Source organism: Phyllobacterium ifriqiyense, from assembly GCF_030817885.1.
In the GTDB taxonomy this organism is placed as follows: domain Bacteria; phylum Pseudomonadota; class Alphaproteobacteria; order Rhizobiales; family Rhizobiaceae; genus Phyllobacterium; species Phyllobacterium ifriqiyense.
On the sequence record NZ_JAUSZT010000003.1, the window covers coordinates 2,142,049 to 2,156,200 of the forward strand.

Sequence of the window (14,152 nt, forward strand, 5' to 3'; positions counted from 1 at the left end):
ACTGCAACGACGCGCTACGGTGATGCTGAAAGCCGCTACTCAGACTTTTCAAGCATCACTGTCTGCTGCTCTGGCTCGTTGCCGTCATCGACACCGGCAATTGAAAAGCGCAGCAGAAGCGGCAGGTGGTCCGAGCCTACAGGTTCAAGAGTTTCGACCTGTGTCGAGACAATCCTGTCTGAGACCAGTATGTGGTCCAGCGGCAGGCCAATCCATTTGGCCGCGCGCGCCAGGGTTCCGTTGACCAGCCAGCTTGGGCGCAAGCCCTCTGCAATGCGTGTCTTGCTATATTGTGTGATGTTTTTTAGCGTTTGGCTCCACGGTACGGCATTAAAATCACCTGAAATAATCAACGGTCCTTCGAGTTTTTCGAAATAGGGCCGGATTTCCTCGACATTCCAGTCCTGCGCGAAAGGCCATGGCCAATCCAGATGCAACGATGCAATTATGGCGCTGCGTCCGCCAAAGTCGATCCTCGCAATAGCGACGAGACTATCAATACAGATCGGAGTTGAGCCCAATGCGAAGGGACGCCGCGAAAGGATCGCTGCGCCTCCTATTGGGCTGCGATTAGAGCAGTAAAACGTATAAGGATAACGCGCTTCTATGGCTTTAAGTCGGGGGCGCCAATTGTCGGAAACCTCCTGCAAGGCAATGACATCGGGCGACTCTCTACCGATCAACCGGAAAACCTCCGCCTGCTGCTCATTGTCATAGCGCAGATTCAGTTGCAGCAGCTTGTACTGCGCCAGGCTCGTGGGCGCAGCCTCTGCGCCGGGGGCGGTCGGCGGTGTCAGTACCGTAGCCAGGGCAGTCATGCTTAAAACGATTGCCATTATTCCTTCGCGCCAAAGACGAAGAAACAGCGCTGGCAATGCAGACAGAGCCATGAGCACGGCAAGATGCATACGAAAATGCGAAAAAGAATCGAGCGCTGGATGTGCAGCACCGAAAAAACCAAGCACCAGAGGTATGGAAAACAGAACCGGTATCAATACGGCTGCGAGCTTGATCCAGGATTGCTTGTTCTTCGTCATCATCATTCCGCATTAACCCGGCAATTGCGACGCAATCAAGATGCGATTTTCGTTGGATAATAACAACCTGAGCACCGCTGACGGCACAAATTATACAACTGTGCGTTCGTTGTCCTCCATCGGGTTTCCAGCCAAATATCGCGTAGTTTTGAGGGCAGAAGCAGTGTGGGCCGAGCGAACCGGCCCATCGGGAAGATGGGCTTCCCGACTGGGCATCAGCCTTGCCATTAAAACTGGAGGTAAACTATGCGGTACATGCCGTTTAGCGTTACTCTTACTGTGAAAAAGACCCGGACTAGCTGGTGGCTCAGCATCCGGGTCCATTTCAAATAGTAAGATATAGAGGGGTGGGCGGAAATCCGCCCCTCACTCAGCTTCCAAATATAGCATCATTGGAACTATTTCCAAGCAACTTGTGGTTGGACTTTCGCTCAGCAAACCTATCCATTAGGTCTTGCGATGATGGAGAATTGCCATGGCTGTAAAACGTATTGTTGCAAACCTGCCTGCGGAAGACCCGCAGGCCTTGCGCTCGTTCTACGAAACTTTGTTCGATCTGCAAGTTGTCATGGATCATGGTTGGATTTTGACTTTTGCCTCGCCGGAAGGAACAAAACCTCAATTGAGCGTGGCGAGCCAAGGCGGCTCCGGCACGATCGTCCCCCGGATATCAATAGAAGTCGACAATGTGGACAAGATCTACGATCTCGTCAAAGCTGCCGGTCATGAGATCGTTTACCAGATAACTGACGAACCATGGGGTGTTCGCCGCTTCTATGTTCGCGATCCATCCGGCGCGATCATAAATGTGCTGGAGCAGAGCTAGTCCCGCATTCTTCTCTAAAGCAACTTCCTCAGATCGTTGAGCAATCGCCCTTGTTCGCCAGGCGTCAAGACCTGTTCAAGTTCGCCATGCGTACTCACCCATATGGGCATCACGGCAGCGAGCAGATGCAATCCCTTATCCGTCAAAGTCAGGAGGCGGCTCCGCTTGTCGCTTGGGTCGACCATGGTCGTGATCAGACCACGTCTTTCCATTGGCTTTAGCGCGGCAGTAAGTGTCGTGCGGTCCATGGCAAGCAAAGAAGCAACAGAACTGAGATTTGGCGGCTCTGGCCGGTTCAATGACATCAGCAAGGAAAATTGGCCGTTGGTCAGCTCGTGGGGGCGAAGCGCTTCATCGAACATTCGCGCCAAAGAGCGAGCGGCCCGCTGAACGGTCAGGCACATGCAGTGATCGCGAACGTGAATAGTGGTTTCGAAAGTAACAGAGATCGTCTTTGACATGATTTATTTATGTTGATATCAACATATTTGTCAACATTCAGATACAGATCGTGGTGGGAGGAATTATCATGAGCGGAAACTTTATCTGGTACGAATTGCTGACGAGCGATACGCAGGCTGCCGAAGCTTTTTATACCCATGTCGTAGGGTGGGGGGCGGAGGATTCTGCTAACTCTCCGGTGAAATATACATTGCTGACCGTCGACAAGGCTCCCGTAGCGGGACTGATGTCGGCAAAGGATGCGAAGGTGGAGGGCGTTCCGCCCATGTGGTCAGGTTACATCATGGTTGATGACGTGGCTGACTATGTGGAGCGTGTGAAGGAGGCCGGCGGCAAAGTTCACACCGATATTATGGAGATTCCTCGCGTGGGGACATTCGCGGTTGTCGCCGACCCGCTGGGCGCTCCCTTCCAGCTATTCAAGCCATCCAAGCAGGCCCCGGATAATTATCCTGCGCCTTTTACAACTGGCACCATTGGCTGGCATGAACTTGTGTCGGGCGATGCTGACAAGGCTTTCACATTCTATTCCACGCTGTTTGGCTGGACCAAGGGTGAAGCCATGGATATGGGGCCAATGGGCACCTATCAGATATTCAATGTCGACGGCCAGATGTATGGCGGCATGATGACCAGCACCGACGCTGCCGATGTAAAGCTCTGGCGGTTCTACTTCATCGTCGACAATATCGACGCAGCGGTCGCGCGCATCAAGGAGAAAGGCGGCCAGGTGACAACCGAGCCCATGGCTGTTCCGGGTGATGCCTGGATCATCGAGGGCCGCGATCCGCAGGGCGCATATTTTGCTCTTACCGGACCGCGTAAATAATCCCTATTGGAAAGCCATCTCGAAGAAGCTGCGCAATTTTCGCGAGTGCAGCTTCTCTGGCGGCATTTCAGCAAGTTTTTCCAGTGCGCGAATACCAATCTGCAAATGCTGAGCGACCTGCCGCTTGTAAAATTCAGTCGCCATGCCCGGAAGCTTCAACTCGCCATGCAATGGCTTATCCGAAACACAAAGGAGCGTTCCATAAGGCACGCGGAAGCGGAAACCGTTTGCAGCGATTGTGGCGGACTCCATATCGAGCGCTATCGCGCGTGATTGCGAAAGCCGCTTTACCGGGCCGCGCTGGTCACGCAGTTCCCAGTTTCTGTTATCGATTGTGGCAACAGTGCCGGTGCGCATGATCCGCTTCAGATCATAGCCTTCAAGCCCGGTAACTTCCGCCACTGCCTGTTCCAGCGCAACCTGCACCTCAGCCAAAGCAGGGATCGGCACCCATACAGGCAGATCATCGTCGAGAACGTGATCTTCGCGCACATAGGCGTGGGCAAGCACATAATCGCCCAAAGCCTGCGTATTGCGCAGACCGGCGCAATGGCCAAGCATAAGCCAGGCATGCGGCCGCAACACAGCAATATGGTCGGTTATGGTCTTGGCGTTGGAGGGACCTACGCCAATATTGACCATGGTAATGCCGGAACCATCCTCGCGCGCCAGATGATAAGCCGGCATTTGCGGTAGCCTGCCGACTGGTACGCCGGATGTGGGGGCCTCATCGCCCGCTTCTGTGATGAGGTTGCCCGGCTCGATAAAACGCTCATATCCGCCGCCGCCAGCCGCCATAAGCCCCCGCGACAAGGCGCAGAACTCATCAATGTAAAACTGGTAATTGGTGAACAGGACATAGTTCTGGAAATGCATCGGGCGCGTGGCCGTATAGTGCGACAAGCGATGTAATGAATAGTCTACGCGCTGCGCGGTAAATGGCGAAAGCGGCATGATACTATCGAGATCATCGGTTTCGTATTCGCCATTGACGATCCGGTCGTCGGTCGCAGCCAAATCCGGCACATCGAACAGATCACGCAACGGCAATAGAAAAGCGTCGGCGACCGAGGAGTCGACATGTGTGCCTTCCAGAAATGCGAAGTGAATAGGAATCGGTGTTGTTGATTCCTGCACGGTAACGGGACGGCCATGGTTGCGGATAAGCAGGCGGATCTGTTCTTCGAGATAATTATCGAAAAGATCCGGCCGGGTTATCGTCGCTGAATATTGCCCAGGTGCCGACACATGGCCAAAGGCAAGCCGCGAGTCGATCTGCGCATAGCTTGATGTTGAGAGGCTCACCTCAGGATAAAAAGCACGAAAATGCGTTGCATCTCCCGCTTCACCTCTTGCTACACTGTCGAAAGCATCCCGCAAAAATTGGGTATTGCGTTCGTAAAGCGCGCTGAGTGCCTGAACGGCGGCCTTGGCATCTGTAAATTCCTCTGCCTCAACATGGGCTGGCATGCTGATGGAGGCTGTTTTCCTGGTTCCGATTCGTTTGTCCATCACCCAATATAGTGATTCAGTGCGACATTTGAAAAGCGGTCAGCTTAAACTCTTTGCAGGCTGACCAGCAAAACCAAACCTATCCCACCATTTGAGGGCGACCGGCTTTCATAGCTTGCGGCAAAAGCAATGACAGGACCGACAAGAATGGCTGAAAATATCAATGCCCTTAAAAACAGCAGCGAGTAATTGGCAGTTGTATTTAACATGGTCGTTTCCCCGAAAGCGGCTTGGCTAGTAATGTCTGAGAACGACTTTGCTCCGGATTAGCTGAACTGGTGCTGATCTTGTTGTTCATCAACTGTTCAACAAGCGCTGTGCGAGCCCCTTGTGAAAGGACAATGGCTGCCTATGTTTAAAATCCAATCGACCCACTCATGGAGACGGATATGACAAGCCAAACCAAGCCGATCGAGCTTTACTACTGGCCCACACCCAATGGATGGAAAATTTCCATCATGCTTGAAGAGCTCGGTGTTCCTTACGACGTGAAGCTGGTGAATATCGGCAAGGGCGATCAGTTCGAGCCGTCATTTCTGAAAATCGCTCCCAATAATCGCATGCCCGCTATTATCGATCCGGAAGGGCCTGACGGTCAGCCGATCTCCATTTTTGAATCTGGAGCGATCCTGCAATATCTTGGCCGGAAGTTTGGCAAGCTTTATCCGCAGGACGAACGTAAGCGGGTCGCTGTTGAAGAGTGGTTATTCTGGCAGGTAGGCGGACTCGGTCCCATGGCAGGTCAGGCACATCATTTCCGTAATTATGCGCCCGAAAAGATCGAGTATGGCATTAATCGCTACACGAACGAGGTCAATCGACTTTATGGAGTGATGAATCGCCGCCTTGAAGGCAGGGATTTTCTTGCAGACGAATACTCCATTGCTGATATCGCCTCCTATGGCTGGACGATTTCTCACGCCAACCAGGGCCAGGATCTCAATGATTTCCCTAATCTGAAGCGCTGGTTTGAAGCGATCCGCGCGCGTCCGGCGGTCGAGCGTGGCGTAGCCGTTGGTAAGGAAGAGCGCCGTAATCTCGCGGACGATAAGGAAGCTCAAAAGATTCTGTTCGGTCAAACAGCCCGCTAATCGCTGACGATAGCAAAAAGTAGCAGTAGCTTGCCGTGGCCAAGGAGGCACAAAATAGGTTCTCTTGGGCAGAGAACCTATTAATTCTGCGCCGACCGTAAAGCCGATGCAACGAGCCCGCAGTCAGACGGTGGGGTACGCCAAGCGGGTGGCCGTAGCAGAGCTGATAAGGCTATAGCCGGGCCGATAAGTCTGCGGCAAAGCTGATAGCTGTGCCAGACTGGTAGCATTAGCCATAATCTGGTTGGCAGGTAAGTCCGAGATCAACTCGTAAGGCTGCGCTAAGCTGGCAGCAGTAGCCGAGCCAATACGGCCGGGCAGCCAATAAGTCCGCGGCCAATAATGCCAGGCAATAAAAAGCAGTCATGGAGGGTATCCATGACTGCTTGGCATTCCTATAATTTTTGCCCGTAACCAGCAATACTGGCTCAGACCCTTGGTTCTGCTTCGGTCAACCGAATAAAATACATCCGGATGAAGCCATCAGCGCTAGCGATGTTTGAAATATCGCTGCACAGCCACCCTGAAACTTTTAACAATTACGCGCTGGGAGGATGCGCGTAAAAATTATGGCCTCGTAGATATCGATCGCAGAATAAAACAATCTTTATAATTGATACTAAAACAGCAACATTTAAAATGTAGCCAATCTATACTTCACTTGGATTTCGCGCGCAATTATACCTTAGTCTAAGACTGCCACTTTAATGAATTTGGCATTTCAGATGCTGGATGAAAGCGTTTGATGCGCAAATGCTTATAAAGCGGTTGCTTTATAGACGCTGATCGATCGATATCGGAACGGCAGCCAGCCCTGCATCGGTTCATTTCAACCATGATCTGTAAATTTTGCTGGCGCACATTCTAATTGCATGTAGGCTCCAACCGCTTTTCTTTAGAAAAAGGGGGAACCATGCCTTTCAAGAAAATTTTCTATGCGGGTCTGATTACCGCTGCTTTCGGCGCCTCATCGGCTATGGCCGAAGATATCGAGATTGCGGTGGCCGGCCCGATGACCGGCCAACTTGCCAATATTGGCGATCAGTTCAAACAGGGTGCTCAGGCCGCTGCCGACGCGATCAATGAAAAGGGCGGCATTATGGGCCGCAAGATCAAGCTCGTCATGGAGGATGACGTTTGCGATCCAAAGCAGGCCGTTTCCATCGCCAACCGCATTGTCGCTGCCGGTATCAAGTTCGTCGATGGTCATGCTTGCTCGGGTTCGAGCATTCCGGCTTCTTCGGTCTATGCTGAAGCTGGCGTATTGATGATGACGCCCGCTTCGTCAAATCCGGAATTGACCGACGCCGCTGCAAAGAATGGCTGGCCGACGATCATGCGCCTCTACACGCGCGATGATGCGCAGGGCGAATTTGTCGGACCTTGGATTGCCGAGAAGTACAAGGGCAAAAACGTCGTGGTTCTTCACGACAAGGGCGCCTATGGCAAGGGACTTGCAGATGCCGTCAAGGGCAAGATGAATGAAGCGGGGCTGAAGGAAATTCTTTATGACGGCATCAATGCCGGTGAAAAGGATTATTCTGCGCTTATTACCAAGCTGAAGGATTTGAAGGCCGATTTCGTTTATTTCGGTGGCTATCATCAGGAAGCAGGGCTCATCCTGCGGCAAGCGGCAGACCAGAACTTCAAATTTCAGCTGATGATGGGCGACTCCATCGCATCTCCAGACTTCTGGGCCGTTTCCGGTCCTGCAGCTGAAGGGGTTATCTTCACCTTCCCAGCCAATCCGCAAGTTCGGCCTGAAGCCAAAGCAGCAGTGGAAAAGATCAAGGCTGGCGGTTTTGTACCTGATGGCTTTACGCTGTTTTCCTACGCCGTTATTGAAACTTTCGCACAAGGAATTGAGCGTGCAGGCGGCGATGATCCGGCAAAGGTCGCGGAAATTCTCAAGGACGGCACGCCCGTGAATACCGTCATTGGCCCTGTCGTTTTTGATGAAAAGGGCGATATCAAGGATGCCAAATACGATATTAATATTTGGCATGATGGAGCTTACGCACCCATAAAGGAATAATGCGGGGACCTTGCTCTCAATGAACTGGGTTTAAAAGAATGGGCAGGCAGGTTCTTTACCTTGCCTGCCCCTTTTCAATCCCGGCCCACAGATTACTGACGCGTCAAGCTCTCGCTTTTGCAGATGAGACCACCCATCACGCATCCGGACAGCGAAAGCGTGTCGCCTTTGGCGCTGGCCTTGCCATTATAAGTCTTGCCCTCATCAAGCTTGTTGACGGTGCCTTTATAAGAGCCATCCTTGCCTGCCATGGAGCCGATGGACTTGCCCTTATATTCGCCGGTCATCACCGTACCGCAATATTTGTCCCCGCCGCAGGATGAATACTGGATAATTGTGCCGTTAGGGCGCTTCCAGGAACCAACGATAGGCTCTTCAGCCATTGCTGATCCAGTCATAAGGGCAAAGCTGGCGCAGGCCAGTAAAATTTTGAACTTCATAATATCCTCCCGGTGAAGCGAACCAGCTCTCCGCCTGTTCGCAATAGTGCTTACGCGCACGTAAAGGTAATTTAAAATGCGAAGGAAGGGAAGTGTGCCCAAACGGCAATTTTCTCCGGGGCAATGGCTTTTATAAGAAGGTTTGACTTGGGCTTCGGCGGGCCCCGAAAATCGGAACTCAATATTCCAATCGGATATGTGGTTAGCAAAGGCTTGAAATCGCTCTGGCGCATTTTAGGCGAATTTTTGACAAACGCCCGTATTGCCTGGAGCATTATATTTAACGAATTCCGAAGTTTACCAATTGTTTTTGTTTTGTTTGATCCCGGTTAATCATGCCCTTTAACAGCAATTTCAAGCCTCTCCTTCATTATCGGAAGCATCAAAAGAGCACGCCAAAAACAAACAGGCGGTTCTCAGAAGTCTGACAGGGCTTTCGTTTGACGCATACGAAATAGGTTCAACAGGGGTTTGGTAAAATGGCACGCTTTGATCTTCAAAATCTGGAAAATGGCCACATTGCTGGTGCGGCTCAGACAGATATTCTTTTTGAGATGGGCATCATGTATGCGACCGGTCGCGACTGCTCCGTCGATCTTGTGGCTGCCCATAAGTGGTTCAATATCGCTGCAATCAAAGGTTGTGATCGTGCCGCCAAGCTGCGCGCTGAGATCGGGGCAAAAATGCCAAAGGCTGATATCGCTGTTGCTCTTCGCGAAGCGCGCGAATGGATGACCACTCACTAACTTCGTTTGATAAAGCAATAAAAGTATAAAACTTTAATCAAATGCCGTTTATTGGCGATTTTTGTGGAAAATAATCAAAATTAATTAGCAGGCGCTTGGTTCGGTCGAATATTTTGTTCGACTGGTAAAATAAATGGTATATTTCCGACATAGTGCTTTGACAATTTTCAAGCTTTTCGCGTATTGAAGATGCGGTGAAGTGCTACAACCTGCGCGTGTGCGCGATTGATAATGAAGACGGAAAACATATGCTGGACGATTTGGAGAGGTTGTTATCAAGTTTAATTGACGCTCAAACACAACTCATAACGATGTGTGCCAAATCAAAATCTTTTCCTGACAACAATACTTTGCAGAAGATTGCCACACTTGAGCTCAACATTGCGGCTGTAGAAACCGCTATTGCCAACCTGCCAAAACAGTCCGGATAGGTTCGACTCCGGCGCTGCCTCCCGAGGCGGCTATTCATTCGTCTCAAATCGCACCAGCGATGATTTTTCTTTGACTTGCGAGCTTTCCGTTACGATTTCGGCAATTTTGCCGTCATGCGGCGCGGTGATAGTGTGTTCCATCTTCATCGCTTCGAGCACCAGCAATATTTGACCCTTTTTGACCATATCGCCTGCTGAAACGCGCACTGACTTTACCAGGCCGGGCATAGGGGCACTGAGACGGTCTGCAGCATTGCCCGCTGCTTCCGCAAGGAGGAACGGGTCCGTGACGGCAAAGCTTGAAACCGCCCCTTTGGAAAGCACGGCGATGCCATTGGGTATAGCCGCTGTCTTGGCGCGCAGATTGATGCCTTTGCCGGTCACATGCCAGCCACCTGCCTCGCGCCGAACCTTCACTTCAATTTTTCCTGCTGGCCCGGAAAGCACGAAGCGCTCATTGTTGAGTATAGCCACGCCATAACGCACGGGCTTTTCTTCCTCAATGAGTGTTACGGGATAGGCGGGGGAACTGAGATGGCTGTAGCCGCGCAGGGTCGCCCATGGGTCATCCGAGGCTGGCTGTTCCAGTAATCCGCTTGCCGCAATGATTGCCAGTTCTTTTGCACCGGCAGCTGTGGCTGATGGCGCCACGAGGCTGGCAAGATCGCGATCAATAAGGCCGGTGTCCACATCACCGCTGCCGAAACCTTCATGACGGATCAGGGCTGCGAGAAAGGCGAGGTTGGTGGTTGTGCCTGCAATCTGGGTTTGCACCAGCGCGCTTTCCATGGCTGCCAATGCTGCTGTCCGGTCGGCTGCGTGGACAACAACCTTTGCAATCATCGGGTCATAAAACGGCGAGATCGTATCGCCTGCGCGCACGCCAGTCTCGATGCGAATATCACCATTGGTCACGTTGTCGGGGAATGCCAGATGGTGCAGCGTGCCGATTGCCGGAAGAAAGCTGCGGGCAGGGTCTTCCGCATAAAGCCGCGCCTCAACGGCATGACCATTTAGCGGGATTTGCTTTTGCGTCAGCGGGAGTTTTTCTCCTGCTGCCACCCGCAATTGCCATTCGACCAGATCAAGTCCGGTAATCATTTCCGTAACGGGATGCTCAACCTGAAGGCGGGTGTTCATTTCCATGAACCAGAAACGGTCGGCTTTTAGACCTTCACTGGCATCGACGATGAATTCGATTGTGCCCGCGCCGGAATAATTGATCGCCAAAGCAGCCTTCACCGCAGCGCTGGTCATTGCCGCGCGCATTTCGGCGGTAATGCCCGGAGCAGGGGCCTCTTCAATCACCTTTTGGTGGCGGCGCTGTAGCGAGCAATCACGCTCATAAAGATGCACGGCATTGCCGTGATTATCGCCGAAAACCTGAACTTCAATATGGCGCGGCTTGGCAACATATTTTTCAACCAGCACACGGTCATCGCCGAAAGCGCTTTTTGCCTCACGCCGCGCACTACCCAGCGCCTCGGCAAAATCGTCGGGATTGTCGACCTTGCGCATGCCTTTGCCGCCGCCGCCAGCGCGGGCCTTGATCAGCACTGGATAGCCGATTTCCCGCGCTTTGGAGGCCAGAACCACCAGTTCCTGCGCTTCGCCGTGATAGCCTGGAACAACGGGCACCCCGGCCTTTTCCATCAGGCGCTTGGCGGCATCCTTTAACCCCATGGCACGAATGGAATCGGCGCTTGGGCCGATGAAAACCAGTCCTGCTTTCACCACTGCATCGACAAATCCGGGATTTTCCGAAAGAAACCCATAACCGGGATGGATGGCCTCGGCTCCCGTGGCAAGCGCCGCTTCAATAATGTGGTCCGCCCGCAGATAGCTGTCGGTGACCGGAGCGGGTCCGATATTGACCGCCTCGTCCGCCATGGCGACATGCGGGGACTGCGCATCCGCATCGGAATAAACGGCAACAGTGCCGATCCCCATGCGCTGCGCCGTGCGAATGACTCGGCAGGCGATTTCACCACGATTGGCAATGAGAATTCTTGAGAACATCTTTGTCATGGGCATTGTATCTCGCTTGTTCGGCATGCGCCTTGTGCGTGGTTCGACAAGCTCACCATGAGGGAGGTTGCCGCTTTGCCTGCACGCTGGAGTATCTGGGGCTTTGCAATCCTCAGTTTTCCCTCATGGTGAGCTTGTCGAACCACGCTGGACCGGATTGCTAATGTGGGATTTATTATGAGCATTGGAGTTGCCATCCCATTACATCCGGAACATGCCAAAGCGCGTTTCTTCCACTGGTGCGTTCAGTGCGGCGGATAGGGATAGCGCCAGCACTTCGCGGCTCTTTGCCGGATCGATGATGCCGTCATCCCACAGCCGTGCCGAGGAATAGAGCGGGTGGCCTTCGCGCTCATATTTTTCAAGGATAGGCGCACGGAAGGCTGCCTCTTCTGCGGCGGACCATTCAGCCCGCTTGCGCTCAATTCCCTCGCGCTTGACCAGTGCCAGAACCGTTGCCGCCTGTTCGCCTCCCATAACGGAAATGCGTGCGTTCGGCCACATCCACAGGAAGCGCGGCGAGAAGGCGCGCCCACACATGCCGTAATTGCCAGCGCCAAAGGAGCCGCCAACGATCATCGTTACTTTCGGCACCCGGGCTGTTGCAACGGCGGTCACAAGTTTTGCGCCATCCTTGGCGATACCGCGTGCCTCATAAGAGCGCCCGACCATGAAACCGGTAATGTTTTGCAGGAAAACCAACGGGATGCCGCGCTGTGTGCACAGCTCGATGAAATGCGTGCCCTTGAGTGCGCTCTCCGAAAACAAAACGCCATTATTGGCGATGATCCCGACCGGCATGCCGTAAAGATGGGCAAAGCCGGTAATCAGCGATGTCCCGTAATTTTGCTTGAACTCGTCAAACTCCGAGCCATCGACAAGCCGCGCGATAAGTTCACGCGCATCGTAAGGCTGGCGGAGATCTGTCGGCACAATGCCGTAAAGCTCATGCGGATCATAAAGCGGCGGAATCACTTTGCGAAGGTCGAGCCCTATCTCTTTCTTTCGATTCAGGTTTCCGACAATGCGGCGGGCAATGGCAAGCGCATGCGCGTCATCCATCGCATAGTGATCGGCCACGCCGGAGTCGCGCGTATGGACTTCCGCTCCGCCTAGGTCTTCTGCTGAAACTTCTTCCCCTGTGGCTGCTTTGACGAGGGGAGGACCGGCCAGAAAAATCGTCGCCTGTCCCTTCACCATGATCGTTTCTTCCGACATGGCCGGCACATAGGCGCCGCCCGCCGTGCACGAGCCCATCACCACAGCGATCTGCGGAATGCCTGCCGCCGACATATTGGCCTGATTGTAGAAGATGCGACCGAAATGCTCGCGGTCAGGAAACACCTCATCCTGATTGGGCAGATTGGCGCCGCCACTATCGACCAGATAGAGGCATGGCAGATTATTCTGCATGGCGATTTCCTGCGCCCGCAAATGCTTCTTTACTGTGAGAGGATAATAGGTGCCGCCTTTGACCGTCGCATCATTAATGACGATCATGACTTCCTTGCCGGAGACACGCCCGATCCCGGCAATCATGCCAGCCGAGGAGATGTTGTCGCCATACATATCCCACGCTGCAAACTGACCGATCTCCAGAAATGGTGAGCCGCTGTCCAGAAGCTGCGCAAGTCGTTCACGCGGCAAAAGCTTGCCGCGCGAACTATGCCGCGCGCGCGCCTCATCGGTGCCGCCTTTGCTGACCACTTCCGCTTTGGCGCGAATATCGTCGACCAGAGCCTGCATCCGCAGCACATTGGCCTTGAAGGTTTCGGTGTCGGTAGAGATTTGCGAGGTCAGAATGCTCATGCGTTTCCTTTAGGGTGCTATTTCAACGGCCTAAAAATCTGAATTCTGTTATTGCGACGTATGTAGACTTCGTCAGACAGCAGGCTGAAACCTTCCTTGAAGGTAATCCTGATAACGTCACGGGCTATGTTGGCGGCGCCCGGAATTGCTGCGTCAATGACAAATAATTCGTCCATGCGCGGTACAACAAAGATCGCGCCCTCGGGATATTTATTGTCGAGAGAATCCCAAAAACTATCGAGCAGTACAAGCGAGGTGGAAAGAAAAGTATTATTGTCCACCTGAAAGCGGTCTACCACACCTGCAACATTGTCTTTCTGAATTGCTGATAGTTTTTGCGTTACATTCTCAAGCGAAATATCGCGCAATTCCTCCAAGGAATAATCGGGTAAATCCTGAACGGAAAGAGGAGACATCGCTTCGGGAAGATCGACCATATAGACGGCATGAAGCTTACCGGCGATTTGCTCTTGCTTTATCTTAACGCCCAGCTTTGCAGTTTCTTCTACATATTCCTGTGAGCGAAGAACAATCACAAGGTCGTTGATATCATTCGGCGTCGATTTGCCGGAATCTAAGATCTGCACGCGCTGTCTTATGGCCTCCAACACATCCGGGTCGCCCTGCGCCTGTATCCGCCCATAAAGATTGCCAAGATCAAAGCCGAATTCCTTGTCCTTATATTTGCCGGTAATAAGCGCAGCCATTGTTTTATCGGCAGTGATATCGGTCATGCCCGGCATTTTCTTCAATATCTCGATCACATAGAGGCGGAGTTCTTCCATGCTGGAGAATTTTCGCGATTTGGCAAAAGTCGCGCCTGATGATGAGAGGAAGGCGAATGCTGGAACAAATGCCAGTAATTTTCTTCGGTTAAGTAAGATTTTCATGAAAAATTCCGATCTG

14 protein-coding genes are annotated in these 14,152 nt (G+C 52.6%); 6 read left to right on the plus strand and 8 right to left on the minus strand.

Annotated features, from left to right (window positions below):
* Positions 1-35 precede the first annotated feature (35 nt).
* Positions 36-1,043, minus strand: a complete 1,008-nt coding sequence (locus QFZ34_RS17965; protein WP_307283692.1) for an endonuclease/exonuclease/phosphatase family protein — start codon at positions 1,041-1,043, stop codon at positions 36-38.
* Positions 1,044-1,512: 469 nt separating this feature from the next.
* Between QFZ34_RS17965 and QFZ34_RS17970 the strand changes: the two genes are divergently transcribed.
* Positions 1,513-1,863 carry a VOC family protein gene (locus tag QFZ34_RS17970; protein WP_307283696.1) on the plus strand — a complete coding sequence of 117 codons (351 nt, stop codon included), beginning with the start codon at positions 1,513-1,515 and terminating at the stop codon, positions 1,861-1,863.
* A gap of 14 nt (positions 1,864-1,877) precedes the next feature.
* Here QFZ34_RS17970 and QFZ34_RS17975 read toward each other — a convergent pair whose 3' ends face one another.
* Entirely contained in the window at positions 1,878-2,324 is a 447-nt protein-coding gene (locus QFZ34_RS17975) for a MarR family winged helix-turn-helix transcriptional regulator (protein ID WP_307283700.1), read from the minus strand.
* Between the two features lie 68 nt (positions 2,325-2,392).
* On the opposite strand from QFZ34_RS17975, the gene QFZ34_RS17980 reads away from it, so the two are divergent.
* Positions 2,393-3,154, plus strand: coding sequence for a VOC family protein (locus QFZ34_RS17980; RefSeq protein ID WP_307283703.1), 762 nt, complete (start codon positions 2,393-2,395; stop codon positions 3,152-3,154).
* Between the two features lie 3 nt (positions 3,155-3,157).
* Here QFZ34_RS17980 and QFZ34_RS17985 read toward each other — a convergent pair whose 3' ends face one another.
* Both QFZ34_RS17985 and QFZ34_RS17990 read right to left on the minus strand, forming a co-directional pair.
* On the minus strand, positions 3,158-4,666 hold the full coding sequence (locus tag QFZ34_RS17985) for an AMP nucleosidase (RefSeq protein ID WP_307283706.1): 1,509 nt from the start codon (positions 4,664-4,666) through the stop codon (positions 3,158-3,160).
* A 44-nt stretch (positions 4,667-4,710) separates the two neighbouring features.
* Complete coding sequence (locus QFZ34_RS17990) at positions 4,711-4,875, minus strand: hypothetical protein (protein WP_162802424.1); 165 nt, start codon at positions 4,873-4,875, stop codon at positions 4,711-4,713.
* A 180-nt stretch (positions 4,876-5,055) separates the two neighbouring features.
* Between QFZ34_RS17990 and QFZ34_RS17995 the strand changes: the two genes are divergently transcribed.
* Both QFZ34_RS17995 and QFZ34_RS18000 read left to right on the plus strand, forming a co-directional pair.
* Positions 5,056-5,757, plus strand: a complete 702-nt coding sequence (locus QFZ34_RS17995) for a glutathione S-transferase N-terminal domain-containing protein (RefSeq protein WP_307283709.1) — start codon at positions 5,056-5,058, stop codon at positions 5,755-5,757.
* A 913-nt stretch (positions 5,758-6,670) separates the two neighbouring features.
* Positions 6,671-7,792, plus strand: coding sequence for an ABC transporter substrate-binding protein (locus QFZ34_RS18000; RefSeq protein WP_115051911.1), 1,122 nt, complete (start codon positions 6,671-6,673; stop codon positions 7,790-7,792).
* Positions 7,793-7,884: 92 nt separating this feature from the next.
* Here the strand turns inward: QFZ34_RS18000 and QFZ34_RS18005 are convergent, their stop codons facing one another.
* A complete protein-coding gene (locus QFZ34_RS18005) occupies positions 7,885-8,232 on the minus strand; it encodes a DUF2147 domain-containing protein (protein WP_307283717.1) in 348 nt (115 codons plus the stop codon).
* A gap of 479 nt (positions 8,233-8,711) precedes the next feature.
* Between QFZ34_RS18005 and QFZ34_RS18010 the strand changes: the two genes are divergently transcribed.
* Both QFZ34_RS18010 and QFZ34_RS18015 read left to right on the plus strand, forming a co-directional pair.
* Positions 8,712-8,978 carry a tetratricopeptide repeat protein gene (locus tag QFZ34_RS18010; protein ID WP_115051908.1) on the plus strand — a complete coding sequence of 89 codons (267 nt, stop codon included), beginning with the start codon at positions 8,712-8,714 and terminating at the stop codon, positions 8,976-8,978.
* 194 nt (positions 8,979-9,172) lie between these two features.
* Positions 9,173-9,409: a hypothetical protein gene (locus QFZ34_RS18015; RefSeq protein WP_307283723.1), complete on the plus strand. Its 237-nt coding sequence runs from the start codon at positions 9,173-9,175 to the stop codon at positions 9,407-9,409.
* A gap of 30 nt (positions 9,410-9,439) precedes the next feature.
* Here the strand turns inward: QFZ34_RS18015 and QFZ34_RS18020 are convergent, their stop codons facing one another.
* From QFZ34_RS18020 to QFZ34_RS18030, 3 genes are all read right to left on the minus strand, one after another.
* Positions 9,440-11,428: an acetyl-CoA carboxylase biotin carboxylase subunit gene (locus QFZ34_RS18020; RefSeq protein WP_307286460.1), complete on the minus strand. Its 1,989-nt coding sequence runs from the start codon at positions 11,426-11,428 to the stop codon at positions 9,440-9,442.
* Positions 11,429-11,638: 210 nt separating this feature from the next.
* The gene (locus tag QFZ34_RS18025; protein WP_307283725.1) at positions 11,639-13,246 is read right to left on the minus strand and encodes a carboxyl transferase domain-containing protein; all 1,608 of its coding nucleotides are present in this window, start codon (positions 13,244-13,246) and stop codon (positions 11,639-11,641) included.
* Between the two features lie 17 nt (positions 13,247-13,263).
* Entirely contained in the window at positions 13,264-14,136 is an 873-nt protein-coding gene (locus tag QFZ34_RS18030; protein ID WP_307283729.1) for a DUF1444 family protein, read from the minus strand.
* Between the last annotated feature and the right edge of the window lie 16 nt (positions 14,137-14,152).

What these genes read in the sequence shown, in the direction of transcription:
- QFZ34_RS18000 (WP_115051911.1), top strand. Translation starts at nt 6,671, where the DNA reads ATGCCTTTCAAGAAAATTTTCTATGCGGGTCTGATTACCGCTGCTTTC.
- QFZ34_RS17970 (WP_307283696.1), top strand. Translation starts at nt 1,513, where the DNA reads ATGGCTGTAAAACGTATTGTTGCAAACCTGCCTGCGGAAGACCCGCAG.
- QFZ34_RS18020 (WP_307286460.1), bottom strand. Translation starts at nt 11,428, where the DNA reads ATGTTCTCAAGAATTCTCATTGCCAATCGTGGTGAAATCGCCTGCCGA.
- QFZ34_RS18030 (WP_307283729.1), bottom strand. Translation starts at nt 14,136, where the DNA reads ATGAAAATCTTACTTAACCGAAGAAAATTACTGGCATTTGTTCCAGCA.
- QFZ34_RS17990 (WP_162802424.1), bottom strand. Translation starts at nt 4,875, where the DNA reads ATGTTAAATACAACTGCCAATTACTCGCTGCTGTTTTTAAGGGCATTG.
- QFZ34_RS17980 (WP_307283703.1), top strand. Translation starts at nt 2,393, where the DNA reads ATGAGCGGAAACTTTATCTGGTACGAATTGCTGACGAGCGATACGCAG.
- QFZ34_RS17975 (WP_307283700.1), bottom strand. Translation starts at nt 2,324, where the DNA reads ATGTCAAAGACGATCTCTGTTACTTTCGAAACCACTATTCACGTTCGC.
- QFZ34_RS18005 (WP_307283717.1), bottom strand. Translation starts at nt 8,232, where the DNA reads ATGAAGTTCAAAATTTTACTGGCCTGCGCCAGCTTTGCCCTTATGACT.
- QFZ34_RS17995 (WP_307283709.1), top strand. Translation starts at nt 5,056, where the DNA reads ATGACAAGCCAAACCAAGCCGATCGAGCTTTACTACTGGCCCACACCC.
- QFZ34_RS18010 (WP_115051908.1), top strand. Translation starts at nt 8,712, where the DNA reads ATGGCACGCTTTGATCTTCAAAATCTGGAAAATGGCCACATTGCTGGT.
- QFZ34_RS17965 (WP_307283692.1), bottom strand. Translation starts at nt 1,043, where the DNA reads ATGATGATGACGAAGAACAAGCAATCCTGGATCAAGCTCGCAGCCGTA.
- QFZ34_RS17985 (WP_307283706.1), bottom strand. Translation starts at nt 4,666, where the DNA reads ATGGACAAACGAATCGGAACCAGGAAAACAGCCTCCATCAGCATGCCA.
- QFZ34_RS18025 (WP_307283725.1), bottom strand. Translation starts at nt 13,246, where the DNA reads ATGAGCATTCTGACCTCGCAAATCTCTACCGACACCGAAACCTTCAAG.